The organism is Micromonospora mirobrigensis (assembly GCF_900091555.1).
GTDB classification, from domain to species: Bacteria; Actinomycetota; Actinomycetes; order Mycobacteriales; family Micromonosporaceae; genus Micromonospora; species Micromonospora mirobrigensis.
Genome location: NZ_FMCX01000005.1, coordinates 271,126 through 289,514 on the forward strand (window position 1 = coordinate 271,126; position 18,389 = coordinate 289,514).

Here is an 18,389-nt window from a genome sequence, read left to right on the forward strand (position 1 = left end):
GACCCAGCGTGATCATGCGGATCTCCGCCTAGCCTCGTCGGATGCGTGACGACGGCACCCTCGACGACCAGTACGCCCCCGAAGGCACGACTGGCCGTTCGGACGATATCCCCTCGTCCGATCGGACCGGCGCTTCCCGTGATCCCCGCCAGGGCCGGATCCTCGGCCGCCTGTTTCCCCGTACCCGCTCCGACCAGGGGGCTAACCCGACCACCGCGACCGACGGCGCCGGCGGGCGCCCGGCGCGGACCCGGGTGGCCGTGGCCACCGGGCTGGTCTGCTGCCTCGGCGCCGCGGCCGGCGTGACCCAGTTCGGCGGCGGCCTCACCGACTCGGCGGGCCGGACCGTCGGGCTCGCCGAGCGGGCCGAGCGGGCCGCAGCCGAGCCGGCCTCGCGGGGCCTGGAGCGCGCCGCCGTGGCCGCCCCGCCCTCGCCCCGGCCCTCCGCGACCGCCACCTCGACCCCGGACCCGGACGTCGCCCCGACACCGACGAAGAAGCCCACCGCCACCAAGAAGCCGAAGCCCAGGGTCACGCCGAAGCCCCGGCCGAAGCCGGTCCTGGTCGACGCCGCCCCGGTCGCCGGCCTCGACGAGACGCAGATGGACAACGCCAAGGCCATCGTGCGCTCGGCCAAGAAGATGGGCGTGCCGCGGCAGGCGATGGTGATCGCGGTGGCCACCGCCATGCAGGAGAGCACCCTGCTCAACTACGCCAGCGGCGTGCTGCCCGAGTCGCAGGACTACCCGCACCAGGCGATCGGCTGGGACCACGACTCGGTCGGGCTGTTCCAGCAGCGGCCGAGCAGCGGCTGGGGCACCGTCGAGCAGCTGATGGACCCGGAGTTCGCCACCCAGGCGTTCCTCTCCGTGCTGCTCCAGGTCCCCGGCTGGCAGGACATGCCGCTCACCCTGGCCGCTCAGATCGTCCAGGTCTCGGCCTTCCCCGACGCGTACGCGCAGTGGGAGTGGGCGGCCACCGAGGTGGTCGACGCGATCTACCCGCGCCGGAACTGACCGGCCGCCGGCTCCGTCCGGCCACTGTGGACGCTTGAGGATTGTCTCCGCGGGGTACACATGAAGAGGAGCAATCAACTGGAGGTCGACATGTCAGCACTGGTGCGACGGATCAGCACGTTCCTGCGCTCGCCCCGTGGGCAGCAGCTGGTCGAGCGCGGTCGGCGGGAGATGGCCAAGCCGCAGAACCAGGCCCGGCTGCGCCAGCTGGCCGCCCGGCTCTCCGGCCGACGCCGCTGACCGCGGCGCAGCCGTCCCTCGACCCCCGGGAGCATTCGTGACCGACTCCGCGTCCACCGACCCGAGCACCGGCCGCGACGCCGCGCTGCCCGAGCCCGGCACGCCGCCCGCGGCCGGCCCGGCGCCGGCCGACGGCGCGGACGCGCCGGAGGCCCCACCTGCCCGACTCTGGGACCGGATGCGCGAGGACCCGCAGTACGCCCCGGAGCACCTCGCCCTCGAGGCGGTACGCCGGCTCGGGCCGGAGGCCGCCCGCTGGGCGCAGCGGGCCCGGGCCGACCGGCCCGGCGTCTCCGCCGAGGAGCTGGCCGAGCAGGCCGTCCGCCGGTTCGTCAACCACGCCCGGTTCTCCGGCGCCGTCTCCGGCGCCGCGGGACTGCCCGGCGCGGTGATCGACGTGGGGGTGCTCGCCTGGACCCAGGCCCGGATGGTGCTGCACGTCGCCGCGGCGTACGAGGTGGATCCGGAGCACCCGGACCGGGCCACCGACCTGCTGGTGCTCCAGAAGGTGCACAAGGTCGCCGAGAGTGCCCGGCTCGCCCTCGGGGTGGCCGCCGGGCGGGAGCGCGCCGGAGCGCTCTTCGGCGCCGGCGGGCAGAGCCCGCTCGGCCGGGCCATGCTCCGCCTCGGCGTACGCCTGGCGCAGATGGCCGGGGTTCGCGCCGCCAAGCGGGTGGCCGCCAAGGTGATCCCCGGGGCGGCGATCGTCCTCGGCACCTGGGCCAACTCGTCGGCCACCACCGACCTGGCCGGCCGTGCCCGCACCCTCTACCGGGCCGGGTCGCCGCCCGTGCCGGCACCGCGCGATCGTCGGCCCGCATAGCCCGCGGCGGCGCCCGGTCGGCCCAGCCGGCGGCGGCCGGCCGGTCGGCCCAGCCGGTGCCGGCCGGTCAGTCGGCCCAGCCGGCGGCGCGCCAGGTCGCCTCGGCGAGCCGGCGCTGGCCGGTGGCGTTGGGGTGGAACCAGTCCAGCTTGTTGACCAGGTCCAGGGAGAACCGCACCCGGTGCACGGCGCCCCCGTCGTGCCGGCAGCGTGACCCGTACGCCCGGCAGGCCGCGCGCAGCTGCGCGTTGTAGTCGTCGATCCGCTGCCGGAAGGTGGCCCGTCGGGCGACCGCCGCCGGCGCGGTCGACGTCGGGTCGGCCAGCAGGGCCGGGCAGACGCCGTACCGCCAGGCGCGCACGGCCCGGTCGTCGGCGTGCCCCACCTGCCAGAGCCGGTAGAGGTCCGGGATGCTGACCACCAGCACCCGCGCCTTCGGCCGGCCCTTGCGCAGCACCCGCAGGGCCCGGTCGACCTGGTCGCGGAAGGTGGCCACCGGGGTCACCTGGTCGATGCCGCCCCGGCAGGCGTCGTTGGCCCCGATCAGCACGGTCACGTAGTCGGCGCGGTCGCGGACCGCCGCCTCGGCCTGGCCGGTCAGCGCGGCGGCCCGGGCCCCGGACGCCGACCGGTTGTGGGCCCGGCCGCGCAGCGCCGGATCGATCTCCAGCAGCCGCTGGTAGTGGCTGTCGATCCGCAGGCCGTCCCCGGTGGACCAGGAGTTGCGCTGGCACGAGGTGAGCACCACGCACGAGCCGAAGCCGGCGGTGATCGAGTCACCCAGCGCCGTCATGCTGGTCGGCAGGTTCGGCCGAGGTGCGTCGCGGGACGGTCGGGGAGACGCCTGACCGCCCTCGCAGGCGAGGGCGACGAGCGCCGCCAGGCAGGCGACGGCGGCGACCCAGCGACGTGGCATGGTCCACCCCGGTTCGACGCGGAGAGCAACGGCGTCGTAACCCTATGCGGTCGATCGACGTCTGTCGAGGGGCTGCCCGTCACCGGTGGACCCGTGGGTCAGCGGCGGGCGGCCCGCCACGGCGCCGGCTGGCCGTGCAGCCACCAGTGCAGGGCCCGGGTGATCCGGGGCAGCACCAGGTAGGTCATCAGCGGGGTCAGGCAGAGCGTCATCAGCAGCGTCCGGGCGGCCAGCGGCACGTCGGGGATGAACCGGGCCGTGAGCAGGGTGGCGGTCAGGCTCAGCGGGAAGAAGGCCAGCCAGATCGTCACCGCCTGCTTCCATCGGGGCGGGGCCGGCGGGACCGCCGGCTCGGCCGCCGGCATCTCGACGACGTGGTCCACCGGGGTGTCGAACCAGCCCTCGATGCCGGTACGCCGCTCCACCCGGGTGTGCTCGACGATGCCCTGCGCGGAGGTCAGCCACCAGGTGCGCTGGGGCGACTCCTCCCAGCGGCGCAGCGTCTCGTCGTCGGCGAAGCGGTAGAGCATGTGCCACTCGGGCGAGCCCGGTGCGCTCTGCACCCAGCCCACGCCCAGGAAGCCGGGGAAGCCCTCGGCCAGCGCGCTGCCGGCCCGCATCCACGCGATCATCTCGTGGCTGCGGGCGGGATCGGCGCGTCGGGCGATCGCGACGGTCACCGGCATCGTCTGGGTCATGGTCATGCCCTCATCCTTCCGGTCGACGTCGATCTGGGCCCGGTCACGGCGCTGGGTTGTAACGCAACGCACCGGGCGTCGCATCCCGCGCACCCGGGCTCCGGTGGCCCGGATCACGGCCGGGGTCGCCCCGGTTAGGGCGGCACCAGCGGGGGTAGCCCGATGCAATGACGAGATCCCAGCCCCGGCGCGCCCGCGGGACGGTCGGTCACGCGTACAGCGCGCTGAACCTGCGCCTGGCGCTGGCGGCGTTCGGTCTGGTCACCATGACCCTCTTCGCCGTGCTGGCGTTCCGGGCGCACGTGGTGTGGCTCGGCGTGGTCTGTGCGCTGGTCGCCCTGGTCGCCGTGGTCGACCTGGTCGTCGTCCAGCGTCGCCGCGCCGCCCGGCACCGCGAGCAGCCGGGCGCGCGGCACTCACTGTTCGAGTGACAGGAGTACGACACGATGCCCATCGCCACCACCAACCCCGCCACCGGACAGGTGCTCAAGACGTACGACCCGATGTCGGACGAACAGGTCGACGCCGCCATCGAGCGGGCGCACCTCGCGTTCCGGCAGTTGCACGACACCACGTACGCCCAGCGGGCGCAGTGGTTGAACGCCGCGGCCGACCTGCTCGACGCCGAGCGGGACGCCACCGCGCGGCTGATGACCACCGAGATGGGCAAGACGTACGCGGCCGCGAAGGCCGAGGTCACCAAGTGCGCCACCGCCTGCCGCTTCTACGCCGCCAACGCGGAGAAGATGCTCGCCGACGAGCCCGCCGACGCGGGCGCGGTGAAGGCGAAGCGGGCGTTCGTCCGCTACCAGCCGATCGGGCCGGTGCTCGCGGTGATGCCGTGGAACTTCCCGCTCTGGCAGGTGATGCGGTTCGCCGCGCCGGCCCTGATGGCCGGCAACACCGGCCTGCTCAAGCACGCCTCCAACGTGCCGCAGACCGCGCTCTACCTGGAGGACGTGTTCCGCCGGGCCGGCTTCCCGGAGGGCGCGTTCAGCACCCTGCTGGTCGGCTCGGACGCGGTGGAGCGGATCCTCGGCGACCCGAGGGTGCGCGCCGCCACCCTCACCGGCAGCGAGGCGGCCGGCCGGTCGATCGCCCAGGTCGCCGGCCGGGAGCTGAAGAAGACCGTGCTGGAGCTGGGCGGCAGCGACCCGTTCGTGGTGATGCCCTCGGCCGACCTGGACAAGGCCGCCGAGGTGGCCACCACCGCCCGCTGCCAGAACAACGGCCAGTCCTGCATCGCCGCGAAGCGGTTCATCGTGCACACCGACGTGTTCGACGCGTTCGCCGAGAAGTTCGCCGCCCGGATGTCCGCCCTGCGGGTCGGCGACCCGATGGACGAGCAGACCGACGTCGGGCCGCTGGCCAGCGAGCGGGGCCGCGACGAGATCCACGACCAGGTGCAGGACGCCGTCGACAACGGCGCGACGGTGCTCTGCGGCGGCGAGAAGCCCGACGGCGACGGCTGGTTCTATCCGCCGACCGTGGTCACCGACCTGAAGCCTGCGATGCGGATGTGGTCCGAGGAGGTCTTCGGCCCGGTCGCCGGCCTCTACCGGGCGTCGTCCTACTCCGAGGCGATCGAGATCGCCAACGGCACCACCTTCGGGCTGGGCTCCAACGCCTGGACCACCGACCCGGCCGAGCAGGAGCGCTTCGCCACCGACCTGGACGCCGGCAACGTGTTCATCAACGGGATGACCACGTCCTATCCGGAGCTGCCGTTCGGCGGGGTGAAGAACTCCGGCTACGGCCGGGAGCTGTCGGCGGTGGGGATGCGGGAGTTCTGCAACACCAAGACGGTCTGGATCGGCGAGGGCGAGGCCGGCGCCGGCGCCGGCGCGCACTCCGAATAGCCCACCCACCTGTTAAGAGGGGCCCCCTGTACAACGCGAGGCGTTAACAGGGGGCCCCTGCTTACATGTCTGCCCGGGTGGGTAGGAGGTGCGCCCATGACGGTGTTCGGCTTCCACGCTTCCCACGAGCAGATCCACCCGACCAAGCTGCTGGAGGCGGTGATCCACGCCGAACGGGCCGGCTTCGGCGCCGCCATGTCCTCGGACCACTTCTCCCCGTGGAGCGCCCGGCAGGGGCAGTCCGCCTTCGCCTGGTCGTGGCTGGGCGCGGCGCTGCAGGCCACCAACCTCTCCTTCGGCGTGGTCAACGCCCCCGGCCAGCGCTACCACCCGGCGATCATCGCCCAGGCCATCGGCACCCTCGGCGCGATGTACCCGGGTCGCTTCTGGGCCGCGCTGGGCAGCGGCGAGGCGAGCAACGAGCACATCACCGGCGACGGCTGGCCCCGCAAGGAGCTGCGCAACGCGCGGCTGCGCGAGTGCGTCGACGTGATCCGGGCGCTGCTGGCCGGCGAGGAGGTCAGCCACGACGGCCTGGTCCGGGTGGACCGGGCCAAGCTCTGGACCCGCCCCGAGCAGCCGCCCGCCCTGATCGGCGCCGCGGTCAGCGTCGAGACCGCCCGCTGGGTCGCCGACTGGGCCGACGGCCTGATCACCGTCAACGCGCCGACCGAGCACCTGCGCCAGATGATCGACGCGTACCGCCAGGCCGGTGGGCGGGGGCCGCTGCACCTGCAGGTGCACGTCAGCTGGGCCCCCGACCAGGACCAGGCCGAGGCGATCGCGTACGACCAGTGGCGCAGCAACGTCTTCCCGCCGCCGGTCTGCTGGGACCTGGACACCGCCGAGCACTTCGACGCGGTCAGCGAGCAGGTGCCGATGGAGAAGGTCGCCTCGACCGTGAACGTCTCCGCCGACCTGGGCCGGCACGTCGGCTGGCTGGAGGAGTACGTCGAGCTGGGCTTCGACCAGATCGCGCTGCACCACGTCGGGCAGGAGCAGCGGGCCTTCATCGACGCCTTCGGCGCCGAGGTGCTGCCGAAACTGCGGACCGCCGGCTGATCGGGAGGACCGCGGCCGCCGCCTAGGCTCGTACCTCATGGAACCTCTCTTCGAGGTCGTGATCTTCCTGGCGATCGCGACCTTCGGCGCCGCGCTGGCCCGCCGGCTGGGCCTGCTCGCGCCGATCCTGCTGGTGGTGCTCGGTCTGGCCCTGTCCTACCTGCCCGGCTTCCCGCAGGTCCGGCTGGAGCCGGACCTGGTGCTGGTGGGCATCCTGCCGCCGCTGCTCTGGGTGGCCGCGCTGGAGACGTCGGTGCCGGCGTTCAAGCTGAACCTGCGGCCGATCCTGCTGCTCGCGGTCGGGCTGGTGATCTTCACCGCGTTCGTGGTCGGCACCGTCGTGCACCTGTTCCTGCCCGCGCTGCCGTACTCGATCTGCCTGGCGCTGGGCGCGGTGGTGGCGCCGCCCGACGCGGTCGCCGCCACCGCGGTCGCCCGCAAGGTCGGCCTGCCCCGCCGGATCGTCACGATCCTGGAGGGGGAGAGCCTGGTCAACGATGCCACCGCGCTGGTGCTGCTGCGGGTGGCGATCGCCGCGGCCACCGCCGGCAGCGGCGGGGTCGGGGTGGGGTACGTGGCCCGGGAGGTGCTGGTCGCCACCGGCGGCGGCATCGTGGTCGGCCTGCTCGGCGTGGTGGTCTTCGGCTGGCTGCACAAGAAGATCGACGAACCGGTGCTGGACAACGCCCTGTCGCTGATCGTGCCGTTCATCGTGGTCTTCGCCGCCGAGGAGATCCACGCCTCCGGGGTGGTGGCCGTGGTGGTGACCGGCCTGGGCATCGGGCACAAGCTGCCGCTGCTGCTGTCGGCGGCCTCCCGGTTGCAGACCACCGCCTTCTGGCGGCTGGCCCGCTTCCTGCTGGAGGGCGTGGTCTTCCTGCTGGTCGGCCTGCAACTGCGGGAGGTGGTCCGCGAGCTGGACGAGCCGCTCGGCTTCCTGGCCGGGATCACCGCGGCGGTGCTCGCGGCGGTCTTCCTGTCCCGGTTCGTCTGGCTCTTCCCGGCCACCTACCTGGCCCGGCTGGTGCCCGGGGTCCGGCGCAGGGACCCGGCCCCGCCGGTCCAGGTGCCGATCGTCCTCGGCTGGGCCGGGATGCGCGGCGTGGTGACCCTGGCCGCCGCGCTGGCGCTGCCGCTCACCCTGGCCGGTGACCGGCCCTACCAGCGGGCGCTGTTCATCTGGCTGGCCTTCGCGGTGATCGTGGCCACCCTGGTCGCCCAGGGCGCGACCCTGCCCGCCGTCGCCCGGCGGCTGAAGCTGCCCCAGGACGATCCGGTCCAGGACGCGCTCTCCGCCGCCGCCGTCCAGCAGCAGGCCGGCCGGGCCGCCCGGGAACGCCTCGACGCGCTGGCCGAGGGGGCGCCCCGGTCCGTCGTCGAGCGGCTGGAGGGTCTGGTGCAGAGCCGCACCAACCTGGCCTGGGAACGGCTCGGCGGCACCGAGCGGGAGACCCCCTCCCAGGCGTACGGTCGGCTGCGACAGGAGATGATCGACGCGGAACGGGAAGTGTTCCGGGCCGCCCGCGACTCGGGGAAGATCCCCGAGGAGGTCCTGGTCCGGGCCTATCGTGACCTGGATCTGGAGGAGTCGTTGCTGCGCCAGGAGGAGAAGGAATGAGCTGCCAGCACCTGGCCGAGGCCGGGACCGCCGAACCGGCGACCACCACCGAGTGCCCGGACTGTGTGGCGATCGGCAACCCCGACTGGGTCCACCTGCGGTCCTGCCTCACCTGCGGGCACGTCGGCTGCTGCGACTCGTCGCCGTACCAGCACGCGTCGAAGCACTTCGCGTCGACCGGGCACCCGGTGATGCGGTCGATCGAGCCGGGCGAGGCGTGGCGGTGGTGCTTCGCCGACGAGGAGATCGGCTGAGCCCGCCCGCCGGGGCGGCCCTCAGTCGAGCCGGCGGGCCAGCACCTGGCCCGGCCACGGGGGCCGGCCGGGCCGTTCGACCGTGAACGGGTCGGTGGCGGTGAAGCCGCAGCTCTCGTAGAACCGCACCAGCGCCCGGTCGTCACCGGCGTAGCAGTCCACCCGCAGCACTCCCACCCCGCGCTGCCGGGCCAGCTCGGCGGCGTGCTCCAGCAGCCGCGACCCGACGCCGAGGCCGGCGTGTGCCCGGTCGGCGATCAGCAGGTTGACGTACAGCTCCGGCTCGGTGGGCGGCGGAACGTACTCGGTGGCCGCCCCGACCACCAGCGCGCCGACGCACCGGCCGTCGATCTCGGCCAGCCACAGCCCGTCGCCGTTCGCCCACGCCCGCACCTGCGCGATCCGGGCCGGGTCGGTCGAACCCGGCTCGGTGCCCCACTGACCGGTCCGGCCGCGCGCCACCAGCCAGGCGATGGCGGAGTCGAACATGCCCAGGACCGCGTCGGCGTCGGCCGGGCCGCCGGGGCGCACGGTGATCGTCGGTCGGTCGGTCATGGCCGTCATGCTGCCATCCGCTCGGGATGGCCCGCTCGCCCGTCGCGGGCCCACCGGGTCAACGTCGGCACGGCCAGACCGGTGCCGGCGAAGACCGCGCCGAGCACCAGCCAGCCCGGTCCACCGCCGCCGAGCACCAGCGGCGTGAGCAGGGCCGGCCCGACCGCCCGCGCCAGGCCGCCGAGCATGCCGTCCACCCCCTGGTACGCCCCGATGGCGTCCGGCGCGGCCAGGTCGTACGCCAGCCCCGCGCCGGCGCTGCTGTGCCACAGGTCGCCCACGGTCAGCAGCACCGTGGCGGCCAGCAGCAGCGCCGTGGCGGGCCCCGCGGACCGGCCGGCGCTGAGCGCGTAGAGCGGGGTGGCGGCGGCCAGCAGCAGCCCGGCGCGGCGCATCCGGCGGGCAGCCGGGGCGGCCCGGTCGACGCCCCGGCTCAGCCGGACCGCGAGCAGCACGGTGAGCACCGTGTTGACCAGCAGCACCGCCGACACCACCGGCGGTGGGGCGCCGGTGCGGCCGACGATCCACAACGGCACCACCAGGCCGAGCAGCGTCACGTAGAGGGAGAGCACCGCCGAGGCCGCGCTGACCGCCACGAACCGCCCGTCGCGCAGCGCCGCCCAGGGCCGTTTCCTGGTCACGGCGACCGGCGGTTGCGGTGGCAGGCGCAGCAGCAGGGCGGCGGAGAGCAGGTAGGTCAGCACGTTCCCGACCACCAGCGCCCGGTAGCCGATCTGGTTGTCGGCCGCCAGGGCGAACCCGGCCAGCCCCGAGCCGACGGCGATGCCGAGGTTCGCCACCGCGCGCAACGTGGCGAACGCGTGCACCCGCCCGTCGGGTCCGCCGACGGCGGCCACCAACGCGGCCCGGACGGCCAGGTTGCCGGTGGCCAGCAGGCTCTCCAGGATCGCCACCAGCAGGAACACCGGCACCGAGTCGACCAGCAGGTACGCCCCGGCGGCCACCGCCTGACCGACCTGGAGCAGCGCCCGCAGCGTACGCGGGTCGCGGCGGTCGGCCAACGCGCCGAGCGGGACGCTGGCGGTGAGCCCGACCAGCCCGGCGACGGTGAGCCCGGCGGCCACGGCGGCGGCCGGCAGCCCGACGCCCCGGGTGAGGTAGAGCGCCCCGCCGGCCAGCCAGAGCCCGGTGCCGACGGTGTTGGCGAGGGTGGCCAGCGACAGCGTGCGCAGCGGACCCGGCGGTGGCAGCGGCGACAACCGCCTCATGTCACGTCGTCATTGACGGTCATGACCGGACCCTAGGCCGGTCCGCTCCCGGTCGCCGTCCCGTGCGATGCGACGCCGGTCACAGGGCGGCGGCGCGCTCCCGGGGGTGCGGCACCCGGACCGAGGCCATCCCGGCGGCGGTGGCGGCCTGGATGCCGAGGTCGGTGTCCTCGAAGACCAGGCACGACTCGGGTGCCACGTCCAGCAGCCGGGCGGCGGTGAGGAAGGCGTCCGGGGCGGGCTTGGCCCGGGCGTACTCGCCGGCGCAGACCAGCAAGTCGAACCGGTCGAGCAGCCCGAGCGTGCGCAGCGAACCGGTGACGCCCTCGCGGGTGCTGCCGGAGACCACGGCGAACGGCACCCGGCCGTGTGCGTCCTCGATATGGGCCAGCACCTCCGGCACGGCGGTCAGCCGGGGCAGCGCCTGCTCGTACAGCTCCTCCTGGCGGCGCAGGACCGCCTCGACCGGCATGGCCAGCCCGTGCCGCTCGTTGAGGTCGGCGACGATGTCGGCGACCGGCCGGCCGCCCCAGGCGTAGAAGAGCTCCTCGGGGAACTCGCAGCCCCACTCGTGCAGGGCCGCCGTCCAGGCCACGTGGTGCAGCGGCATCGAGTCGGCGATGGTGCCGTCACAGTCGAACAGGTACGCGCCGAACTCGCCGGTCGGCAGGGGGAGGGCCATCGGGTGAGGATATGCCGTCGGACAGCGGTCGCGGAGGCTGGTCAGGGCGGGGGAGCGGGCAGGGGCCGGCCGAGCGAGAGCCCCGAGTCTCCGTACCCGTGCCGTCGGTAGAACGCGACCGCGCGGTCGTTGCGGTGGTGGATCCCGGCGGAGAGCCAGCGGATGCCCTGCCCGGTGGCCCAGCTCTCGGCGGCGGCCAGCAGCGCGGCCCCGACGCCGTGGTCACGACGGTCGGGCAGCACGACGGTGTGCACGGCCGCGGACGGCTCGGGTCGCAGGATCTGGTGTTCGGGCGGATCGGCGTGCCGCAGCACCTCGATCATGCCGACCACCTGCCCGTCCGGGGCCTCGGCCACCAGGACGGCGTCCCGGCCCTCGGCGAGCACCGCCCGGAAGTGGTCGGCGACGACGTCCGGCCGGGGAACGCGGTAGGTCAGCGGGTCGAGGGCGAGGTGCGCCTCGGCGTTGGCAAGCCGCAGCGCCACCAGGGCGGGCAGGTCGCCGAGGACGGCCGGTCGGACGGTGGCTGACGTCATGACCGCCATTGTTCGAGACAATCCCCGCCGGCTGCATCCGGAGTGGGCAGTGCTGGCGAAGTCCCTCATGGAACACCCCATGTCAGCAGCGCAGAAGGGGAAACACCATGAAGAAGATGATGTACGTCGGAGGCGTCGCCGCCGCGTTCGTCGCCAGCCTCGCCGTCGCAGCGCCCGCCTCGGCCGCCCCGGCCAATGACGGCGCCGCCTGCGTGCAGGCCGGTCTGGGCACGCTGAAGAGCCTGGGTCTGCTCCAGGCCGCCGCCCAGCAGAAGATCGACTACTCGACCCTGGCCGACCCGACCGCCGGCCCGATCTTCGCCGACCTGCCGGCGGGCTCCTACCTCTCCCTCGGCCAGGTCGTGAAGCTGCACACCACAAACCCGGAGCTGTTCGCCTGGTGCTGAGCCACCGACCGGCCGCCTGGAGCTGATGGCCGGTCGCACCGGAATCAGGGCCTCCCCCCGATCGGGGGGAGGCCCTGATTCATGTGTCGCCCAGGTCGGGCCGGTCATGATCGGGCTCGAACGTGGAAACAGTGGCCTCCCGGAGCGCGGGAGGCCACTGTTTCCTGGATCGGGCACGATCACGCGGGGGTCAGGACAGCGTGCACGCCTTCCCGTTGAGGGTGACCAGGCCGGGGTTCGGGTTCGGGCCACCGGCGCTCGCGCCGTTGAGCCCGAAGGTGACCTCGGCGCCGGGGAGGATCTTCGCGTTCCACGACTCGTTGCCGGCGGTCACCGTCGCACCGGACTGGGTGAGCCGGGTCGACCAGGAGTTGGTGACGTGCTGGTCGCCGGTGAACGCCCAGCGCACCGACCAGCCGTCCACCGCCGCCGTGCCGGTGTTGCGGACGGTCACCTGGGTGGTGAAGCCCGCCGGCCAGCTGCCGTGCGTGGTGTAGGTGGCCGCGCAGGTCGGCGCCGGCACCGCCGCCGCGTCGCCCTGGTCGGCCAGGAACGACGCCAGCCAGGCCAGCGCCGAGTTCCAGTTGATGGCGATCTCGTTTGTCGAGTACGAGTTGATGTCGTCGACGTAGCAGAACATCGGCGCGCATCCGGCGAGCAGCTGGGCGGCGTACGGGTCCTGGATGCCGGCGTTCGCGCCGCCGGCCAGCGAGCCGGCGGGCGGGTTCGGCAGGGCCGGGTCGAGCTGGTGGGCGAAGATCCGGCTGTGCTGGTTGTGCGCGTTCTGCTCGCCCCAGCCCGTCACGTACGACATGTTCAGCGCGTTGCGGCCGAGCAGGTAGTCGGCGGCCTGCACCGCGCCGTCCCGGTACCGCGCGTCCCGGGTCAGGTCGAACGCGGTGCCCAGCACGACCGCGTTGTTGACGATGTTGCTGTTGCTGCCCCAGACGTACGCGCCGGCGGTGCCGGGCAGCGGCAGCCCGTACGCCTGCGCCCTGGCGGCGTCCAGGTAGCGGTCGGCGGCGGCGGTCACCGAGGCGCGTACCTTCGCCTTCTCGGTGGCCGGCAGGGTGCTCGGCACGGTGGCCAGGTCGAGGCGGCCCAGCGCGGCCACGCTCTGCCAGCCGAACGCGCCGCCTGCGTCGAAGACGTCGGCGGTGTGCAGCGGCGACGCGGTCAGGTCGGCCAGGTACGCCTTGTCGCCGGTGGTCAGGAAGAGCTCGACGGCCGCCCAGTAGAACTCGTCGGCGACCTTGTCGTCCTCGTACGCGCCGCCGCCGGTGCCGTCGGTGACGCTGGCGTAGATCGCCGGGTGGGCCTTGGCCGCGGCGTACGCCGTCTTCGCGGCGTCCCGGCAGCGCTGGGCGAACGCGGCGTCGTAGCGGGCGTAGAGCCGGGCGCACTGGGCGCCGACCGCGGCCAGGTTGAGGGTGGCCGCGGTGGACGGCGGGTGCAGCTCGCGCGGCTGCGGGTCGTCCTGCGGGGCGAGCGGCAGGCCGGTCCACGCCCTGTCGTGGATCTTGTGGTGGGCCATCCCGGCCAGCGGCTGGCCGGCCGGCACCTGCATGCGCAGCAGGAACTCCAGCTCCCAGCGGGCCTCGTCGAGGATGTCCGGCACCTGGTTGCCCCGCTCGGGCACCCGCAGCGTGGCGTCGCCGAGCGCGGCGCCGCCGTCGGCGGTCTCCGCGGTCTTGGTCCGCTCGAACGCGTTGAGCAACTGGTAGGTGGCGATGCCGCCGTTGACCACGTACTTGCCGTGGTCGCCGGCGTCGTACCAACCGCCGCGCACGTCCAGCCGGTAGTCGCAGACCCCGGGCTGGCACGGCACGTCGGTGTCGCCCTGGTTGGGCGCCACGCCGAGGTGCCCGGCCGGGCGGGCGTACGCCGCGCCGATCAGGTCGCCGTCGATCGGGGTGCCGCTGCGCTGGGCGTAGAAGAACTGCAACGAGTCGGCGCGCAGCCGGTCGTAGACGGCGCCGGAGATGTCGAACGGGTGGCTGGTCTCGCCGTCGACGACCAGGGTGTAGCCGGTGCCGGGGGTCTTCACGGCGGAGAAGTCGACGGTCTGCACGTTCTGTCCGGAGGCGGCGTCGACGCCGCGCGGGGCGCTGGTGCCGCTGGCCACCACCGTCCCGGCCGCCGACCTCAGCTGCCAGGGCAGCGGGTCGGTGGCCTCGGTGACGACGGTGGCGTTCTTCGGCCCGCCGGGCAGGTAGCCGACCTGGTTGACCCGGACCCGCGGCCCGGTGTCCGGCAGGTACGGCGGTGCCGCCTCGCCGCCGCGCAGCGAGACGTTGTCCAGGCAGAAGGTCTGCGTGTCGGGGCTGCCGCCGACCTGGAAGATCAGCTGCGCCGACGGGTTGTCGGTGCCGGCGGTGAAGGTCTGCTCGACGTGCCGGGCGGCGCCGCTCGCGGCCACCTCGGTGGTGAAGTAGCCGGTGTAGGGGGCGCTGCCCTGCTGGAGCACCGCCTTGACGGTCGCCCCCGGGGTGGCCCGGACGTCGAAGGCGAGGGTGTACTCGGCGCCGGCGAGCAGGCGTACCCCCTCCTGGCCGATGCCAGCGTCCCACGGGTTGGCCGTGCCGGCGGCCACGCCGGTGCAGAGCCAGCCGTCGACCACGTCCAGCGGCCCGGTGCCGTACGAGAACCAGGGGTTCACCCCGGCGGCGAAGTCGCCGTTGGTGAGCTGTTCGGGGGCGTCCGGCGGCACCTGGGCGTAGGCCGTGCCGGCGCCCGCGCCGAGGAGGGCCAGGACGGTCGCCGCGGCGAGCGACGCACGGCGGCGTCGACGGCGGTCAGATGGCATCACGGGGGTGTCCTCCGGTGGTGGGGTCTGCTGCGGTGAGCAGGGAAAACGCTCTCCCGTTCTGGGAGCGCTCCCAGTGGTCGATGTTTCCAGTAGGTAACCCGACTGTCAATCGATCCGACCCGATGAGCTGTGAATCGGCCGACCGGAGGAGGACAGTGAGATTCGCCGCGCCACGCCTCATCGTCCTGATCTCCTAGAGACAATTCCGCCCTCCGCCTGGCAGGCTGCCTCCCATGACCCTGAAGCTTCGTTCCGTGGGGGCGAGCGACCGTGGGCTGATCCGCAGCGGGAACCAGGACGCCCTGCACGCCGGCGCCTGGCTCGTCGCCGTAGCCGACGGCATGGGCGGCATGGCCGCCGGTGACCTCGCCAGCCGGATCGCCATCGACGCGGTCGGGCCGCTCGACCTCGAGACCCCCGAGCACGCCCTGGTCGAGGCGCTCCAGAGCGGCATAGAGCTGGCGACCGCCCGGATCCGGCAGGCCGTCACCGAGGACCCGGAACGACAGGGCATGGGCACCACCCTGACCGCGCTGCTGTTCGCCCGTACCGGCAGCTGCCTGGCGCTGGCCCACGTCGGCGACTCCCGGGCCTACCTGTTCCGCGAGGGCGTGCTCAAGCAGGTCACCCGGGACGACACCTTCGTGCAGATGCTGGTCGACCAGGGCGTGATCAGCCCCGAGGAGGCCAGCAGCCACCCCCGCCGGGCCGTGGTCACCCAGGCGTTGCAGGGCGAGGAGGTCTCCCCGGCGTACGCCACGATGGTGCCCCGCGCCGGCGACCGCTGGCTGCTGTGCAGCGACGGGCTCTCCAACGTGGTCCGGCCGGACACCCTCACCGAGGTCCTCGGTGAGCAGGCCGACCGGGGCGAGTGCGCCCGCCGGCTGATCGACCTGGCGCTGCGGGCCGGCGGCCCGGACAACGTCACCGTGGTCATCGCCGACGTCACCGAGGAGGACTGAGCGTTGACCGGGGCCCCCTGCCATACCGGAGGCGTTAGGAAGGGGCCCCTCCTCACCGTCGGCGCGGGGTGGTGTGCCGGGTCGGCGGGGCGGTGGTCGGATCCTCCGGCCACGGGTGCCGCGGGTAGCGTCCGCGCAGCTCCCCGCGGACCTGCGGGTAGCCGGTGCGCCAGAACGACGCCAGGTCCGCGGTGACCGCCACCGGCCGGCCGGCGGGGGAGAGCAGGTGCAGCAGCACCGGCACCCGTCCGTCGGCGATCCGCGGCGCGACCGGCCAGCCGAAGGTCTCCTGGAGCTTCACCGCGAGCACCGGGGCGGCCGGGTCCGAGTAGTCCACCCGTACCCGGGAGCCGCTGGGCACGGTGAGCCGCTCCGGCGCCAGCTCGTCCAGCCGGCCCGCCAACGACCAGGGGACCAGCCGGCGCAGCGCCGAGGTGACGTCCACCCGGCCGAGGTCGGCCCGGCGGCGGGCGGCGGTCAGCTCCGGGCCGAGCCACTGCGGCGCCGCGGCCAGCAGCGCCGCGTCGTCCACCGCCGGCCACTGGCCGCCCAGCGCCTGCCGGCAGAACGCCAGCCGGTCCCGCAGCGCGTGCGCGGCCGGCGTCCAGCCGAGCAGGCCAAGGCCCTCCTGCCGCAGCCCGGTCAGCAACGCCGCGGCCACCCGCTCCGGATCGGGGCGGGCCAGCGGGCGTTCGGTCAGCTCGATCGCACCGAGCCGCACCACCTCCCGGGCCACCACGTCCCCGTTCGACCAGGCGGTCTCCCGCTCCCGGGTCAGCAGCGGCCCGGCCACCTCCCGGGCGGTCGCCTCGTCCACCGGCGCGGCCGAGCGGACCCGGGCGGTGGGCGCGCCGGGCCGGCGGTCCGCGACCGCGACGGCCAGCCAGGCGGAGCCGGCCAGCCCGGACCCGGGCGCCAGCTCCGCGGCGGTCCCGCCGGCCATCAGGTACGACCCGCCACCGGCGCGCCGGACCCGCGCCAGCCGTTCCGGGTACGCCAACCCGACCAGCAGCCCGACGGCCAGATCGTCGGGCAGGTGCCCCCCGGCGGGCGTCGTGCCGGTGGGCAGGGCGGCGCGCAGCCGGCGTACCTCGGCCCGCCAGCGGGCGGTCGCCCCGGCGTCGGCCCCCGTCCGCAGCCGCCGCCAGGCCGCCGGCAGGTCGTCGCCCGGCCCCGCCACGCCCTCCTCCGCCAACAGGGCGACCACCTCGGCGGCCCGGTCCGCGCCGACCCGGGGCGCCCCGTCGAGCAGCGCCCGGGCCAGCCGCGGATGCGCGCCCGCCGCCGCGATGGCCCGGCCCCGGCCGGTGATCCGACCGTCGTCGTCCACCGCGCCGAGCCCGGCCAGGGTGTCCCGGGCGACCGTCATGGCGGCGGTCGGCGGCGGATCGGGCAGCGCCAGCCCCGTGCCGTCGGGCCGACCCCACGCCGCCAGTTGCAGCGCGAAGCCGGTCAGGTCCGCGGTGGCGATCTCCGGCTCCGGTTGGGCGGACAGCCGCTGGTGGGTGGCCTCGGACCAGCAGCGGTAGACGTACCCGGGGGCCTCCCGGCCGGCCCGGCCGGCGCGCTGGGTGGCGGCCGCCCGGGAGACCGGCACGGTGACCAGTGCGCCAAGCCCACGGGACAGGTCCATCCGGGGCACCCGGGCCAGCCCGGCGTCGACCACCACCCGGACCCCGGGCACGGTCAGGCTGCTCTCCGCCACCGCCGTGGCCAGCACCACCCGCCGCCGGTCCACGGCCTCCCTCCCGGGTTCGGACCCGTCGGGCCGGGACGGGCGGCGCAGGGCCGCGTCCTGGTCGGCCCCGCGCATCCGGCCGTGCAGGGGGAGCACCGTCACCCGGTCCCGCAGGTCGGCCAGGCGTCGGGCGGCCCCGGCGATCTCCCCGGCGCCGGGGAGGAAGACGAGCACGTCGCCGTCGCGCTCGGCCAGCGCCCGTCGGACGGTGGCCGCCACGTGGTCGAGCAGGGCCGGGGCGACCCGGGTCGGATCCGGGGTGGCCGCGCGTGGTGGCGGGGCCCAGATCCGCTCGACCGGATGCAGGGCGGCCTGCGCGCTCACCACGGGGGCCGGGGCGCCGTCCCCGCCGAGCAGGGCGGCGAACCGGTCCGTCTCCGGGGTGGCGGACATGGCCAGCAGCCAGAGGTCGGGGCGGAGCGCCGCCCGGGCCTCCACCGTGAAGGCGAGCGCCAGGTCGGCGTCGAGCTGCCGCTCGTGGCACTCGTCGAGCAGCACCGCGCCGACCCCGGACAGCTCCGGATCGTGGTGCAGGCGGCGGACCAGCAGGCCGGTGGTGACCACCTCCACCCGGGTGTCCGGGCCGGCCCGCCGCTCGCCGCGCACCGCGTAACCGATCCGGCCGCCGACCCGCTCGCCGAGCAGGTCGGCCATCCGGTGCGCCGCCGCCCGGGCGGCCACCCGCCGGGGCTGCGCCACCAGCACCCGGCCGTCGACCCGGTCGGCGACGGCCAGCGGCGCGAGGGTGGTCTTGCCCGTCCCCGGCGGCGCCACCAGCACCCCCGCGCCCGCGTCCCCCAGCGCCGCCACCAGTGCCGGCAGAACCCCCCGCACCGGCAGCTCCAGCCCCACCTCGCTCAACACACGCCCACTCTCCCACCCCCGCACCCGGCCCACCCCGAGGGCTCACTCCGTTGATCATGAAGTTGGCGTCGAGATGGATCTCCAATCAGACGCCAACCTCATGATCAACACAGGTGGTGGG

General features: G+C 74.7%; 18 protein-coding genes. 10 read left to right on the forward strand and 8 right to left on the reverse strand.

Translation table 11 applies throughout. From position 1 onward, the window contains the following. Nucleotides 1-41: 41 nt before the first annotated feature. The 3 genes from GA0070564_RS18420 to GA0070564_RS18425 all read left to right on the forward strand — a co-directional run bounded on the left by GA0070564_RS18420 (nt 42) and on the right by GA0070564_RS18425 (nt 2,079). Complete coding sequence (locus tag GA0070564_RS18420; protein ID WP_091609904.1) at nt 42-1,016, forward strand: hypothetical protein; 975 nt, start codon at nt 42-44, stop codon at nt 1,014-1,016. 90 nt (nt 1,017-1,106) lie between these two features. Beyond that, a complete protein-coding gene (locus GA0070564_RS29410; protein WP_176730734.1) occupies nt 1,107-1,256 on the forward strand; it encodes a hypothetical protein in 150 nt (49 codons plus the stop codon). Nucleotides 1,257-1,293: 37 nt separating this feature from the next. After that, complete coding sequence (locus GA0070564_RS18425) at nt 1,294-2,079, forward strand: EcsC family protein (RefSeq protein ID WP_425412495.1); 786 nt, start codon at nt 1,294-1,296, stop codon at nt 2,077-2,079. Nucleotides 2,080-2,146: 67 nt separating this feature from the next. On the opposite strand, the gene GA0070564_RS18430 is transcribed toward GA0070564_RS18425, so the two are convergent. Further along, complete coding sequence (locus GA0070564_RS18430) at nt 2,147-2,995, reverse strand: GDSL-type esterase/lipase family protein (protein ID WP_091609905.1); 849 nt, start codon at nt 2,993-2,995, stop codon at nt 2,147-2,149. A 98-nt stretch (nt 2,996-3,093) separates the two neighbouring features. Next, nucleotides 3,094-3,699 (reverse strand): antibiotic biosynthesis monooxygenase, encoded by a 606-nt coding sequence (locus GA0070564_RS18435; RefSeq protein WP_091609906.1) that lies wholly within the window; start codon nt 3,697-3,699, stop codon nt 3,094-3,096. 161 nt (nt 3,700-3,860) lie between these two features. On the opposite strand from GA0070564_RS18435, the gene GA0070564_RS18440 reads away from it, so the two are divergent. From GA0070564_RS18440 to GA0070564_RS18460, 5 genes are all read left to right on the forward strand, one after another. Further along, the gene (locus tag GA0070564_RS18440; protein WP_091609907.1) at nt 3,861-4,124 is read left to right on the forward strand and encodes a DUF6343 family protein; all 264 of its coding nucleotides are present in this window, start codon (nt 3,861-3,863) and stop codon (nt 4,122-4,124) included. A gap of 15 nt (nt 4,125-4,139) precedes the next feature. Beyond that, nucleotides 4,140-5,552 carry an NADP-dependent succinic semialdehyde dehydrogenase gene (locus GA0070564_RS18445; RefSeq protein WP_091609908.1) on the forward strand — a complete coding sequence of 471 codons (1,413 nt, stop codon included), beginning with the start codon at nt 4,140-4,142 and terminating at the stop codon, nt 5,550-5,552. A 96-nt stretch (nt 5,553-5,648) separates the two neighbouring features. Then, nucleotides 5,649-6,614: a TIGR03885 family FMN-dependent LLM class oxidoreductase gene (locus tag GA0070564_RS18450; protein WP_091609909.1), complete on the forward strand. Its 966-nt coding sequence runs from the start codon at nt 5,649-5,651 to the stop codon at nt 6,612-6,614. A 37-nt stretch (nt 6,615-6,651) separates the two neighbouring features. After that, complete coding sequence (locus tag GA0070564_RS18455) at nt 6,652-8,232, forward strand: Na+/H+ antiporter (protein ID WP_091609910.1); 1,581 nt, start codon at nt 6,652-6,654, stop codon at nt 8,230-8,232. Further along, nucleotides 8,229-8,486 (forward strand): UBP-type zinc finger domain-containing protein, encoded by a 258-nt coding sequence (locus GA0070564_RS18460; RefSeq protein WP_091609911.1) that lies wholly within the window; start codon nt 8,229-8,231, stop codon nt 8,484-8,486. Before GA0070564_RS18455 ends, GA0070564_RS18460 begins: the two co-directional genes overlap by 4 nt. A gap of 21 nt (nt 8,487-8,507) precedes the next feature. Here the strand turns inward: GA0070564_RS18460 and GA0070564_RS18465 are convergent, their stop codons facing one another. The 4 genes from GA0070564_RS18465 to GA0070564_RS18480 all read right to left on the reverse strand — a co-directional run bounded on the left by GA0070564_RS18465 (nt 8,508) and on the right by GA0070564_RS18480 (nt 11,488). Next, entirely contained in the window at nt 8,508-9,041 is a 534-nt protein-coding gene (locus tag GA0070564_RS18465; protein ID WP_091610341.1) for a GNAT family N-acetyltransferase, read from the reverse strand. 5 nt (nt 9,042-9,046) lie between these two features. Continuing rightward, nucleotides 9,047-10,270 (reverse strand): MFS transporter, encoded by a 1,224-nt coding sequence (locus GA0070564_RS18470; RefSeq protein WP_091609912.1) that lies wholly within the window; start codon nt 10,268-10,270, stop codon nt 9,047-9,049. 79 nt (nt 10,271-10,349) lie between these two features. Further along, on the reverse strand, nt 10,350-10,952 hold the full coding sequence (locus tag GA0070564_RS18475; protein ID WP_091609913.1) for an HAD family hydrolase: 603 nt from the start codon (nt 10,950-10,952) through the stop codon (nt 10,350-10,352). 41 nt (nt 10,953-10,993) lie between these two features. Beyond that, a complete protein-coding gene (locus GA0070564_RS18480; protein WP_176730735.1) occupies nt 10,994-11,488 on the reverse strand; it encodes a GNAT family N-acetyltransferase in 495 nt (164 codons plus the stop codon). Between the two features lie 107 nt (nt 11,489-11,595). Between GA0070564_RS18480 and GA0070564_RS18485 the strand changes: the two genes are divergently transcribed. Beyond that, nucleotides 11,596-11,895 carry a hypothetical protein gene (locus GA0070564_RS18485; RefSeq protein WP_091609915.1) on the forward strand — a complete coding sequence of 100 codons (300 nt, stop codon included), beginning with the start codon at nt 11,596-11,598 and terminating at the stop codon, nt 11,893-11,895. A 190-nt stretch (nt 11,896-12,085) separates the two neighbouring features. Here GA0070564_RS18485 and GA0070564_RS18490 read toward each other — a convergent pair whose 3' ends face one another. Then, complete coding sequence (locus GA0070564_RS18490; RefSeq protein WP_091610343.1) at nt 12,086-14,701, reverse strand: glycoside hydrolase family 9 protein; 2,616 nt, start codon at nt 14,699-14,701, stop codon at nt 12,086-12,088. A gap of 236 nt (nt 14,702-14,937) precedes the next feature. On the opposite strand from GA0070564_RS18490, the gene GA0070564_RS18495 reads away from it, so the two are divergent. After that, a complete protein-coding gene (locus GA0070564_RS18495; protein ID WP_091609916.1) occupies nt 14,938-15,666 on the forward strand; it encodes a PP2C family protein-serine/threonine phosphatase in 729 nt (242 codons plus the stop codon). Between the two features lie 52 nt (nt 15,667-15,718). On the opposite strand, the gene hrpB is transcribed toward GA0070564_RS18495, so the two are convergent. Then, nucleotides 15,719-18,268, reverse strand: a complete 2,550-nt coding sequence (hrpB, locus tag GA0070564_RS18500) for an ATP-dependent helicase HrpB (protein WP_091609917.1) — start codon at nt 18,266-18,268, stop codon at nt 15,719-15,721. Nucleotides 18,269-18,389: the final 121 nt, after the last annotated feature.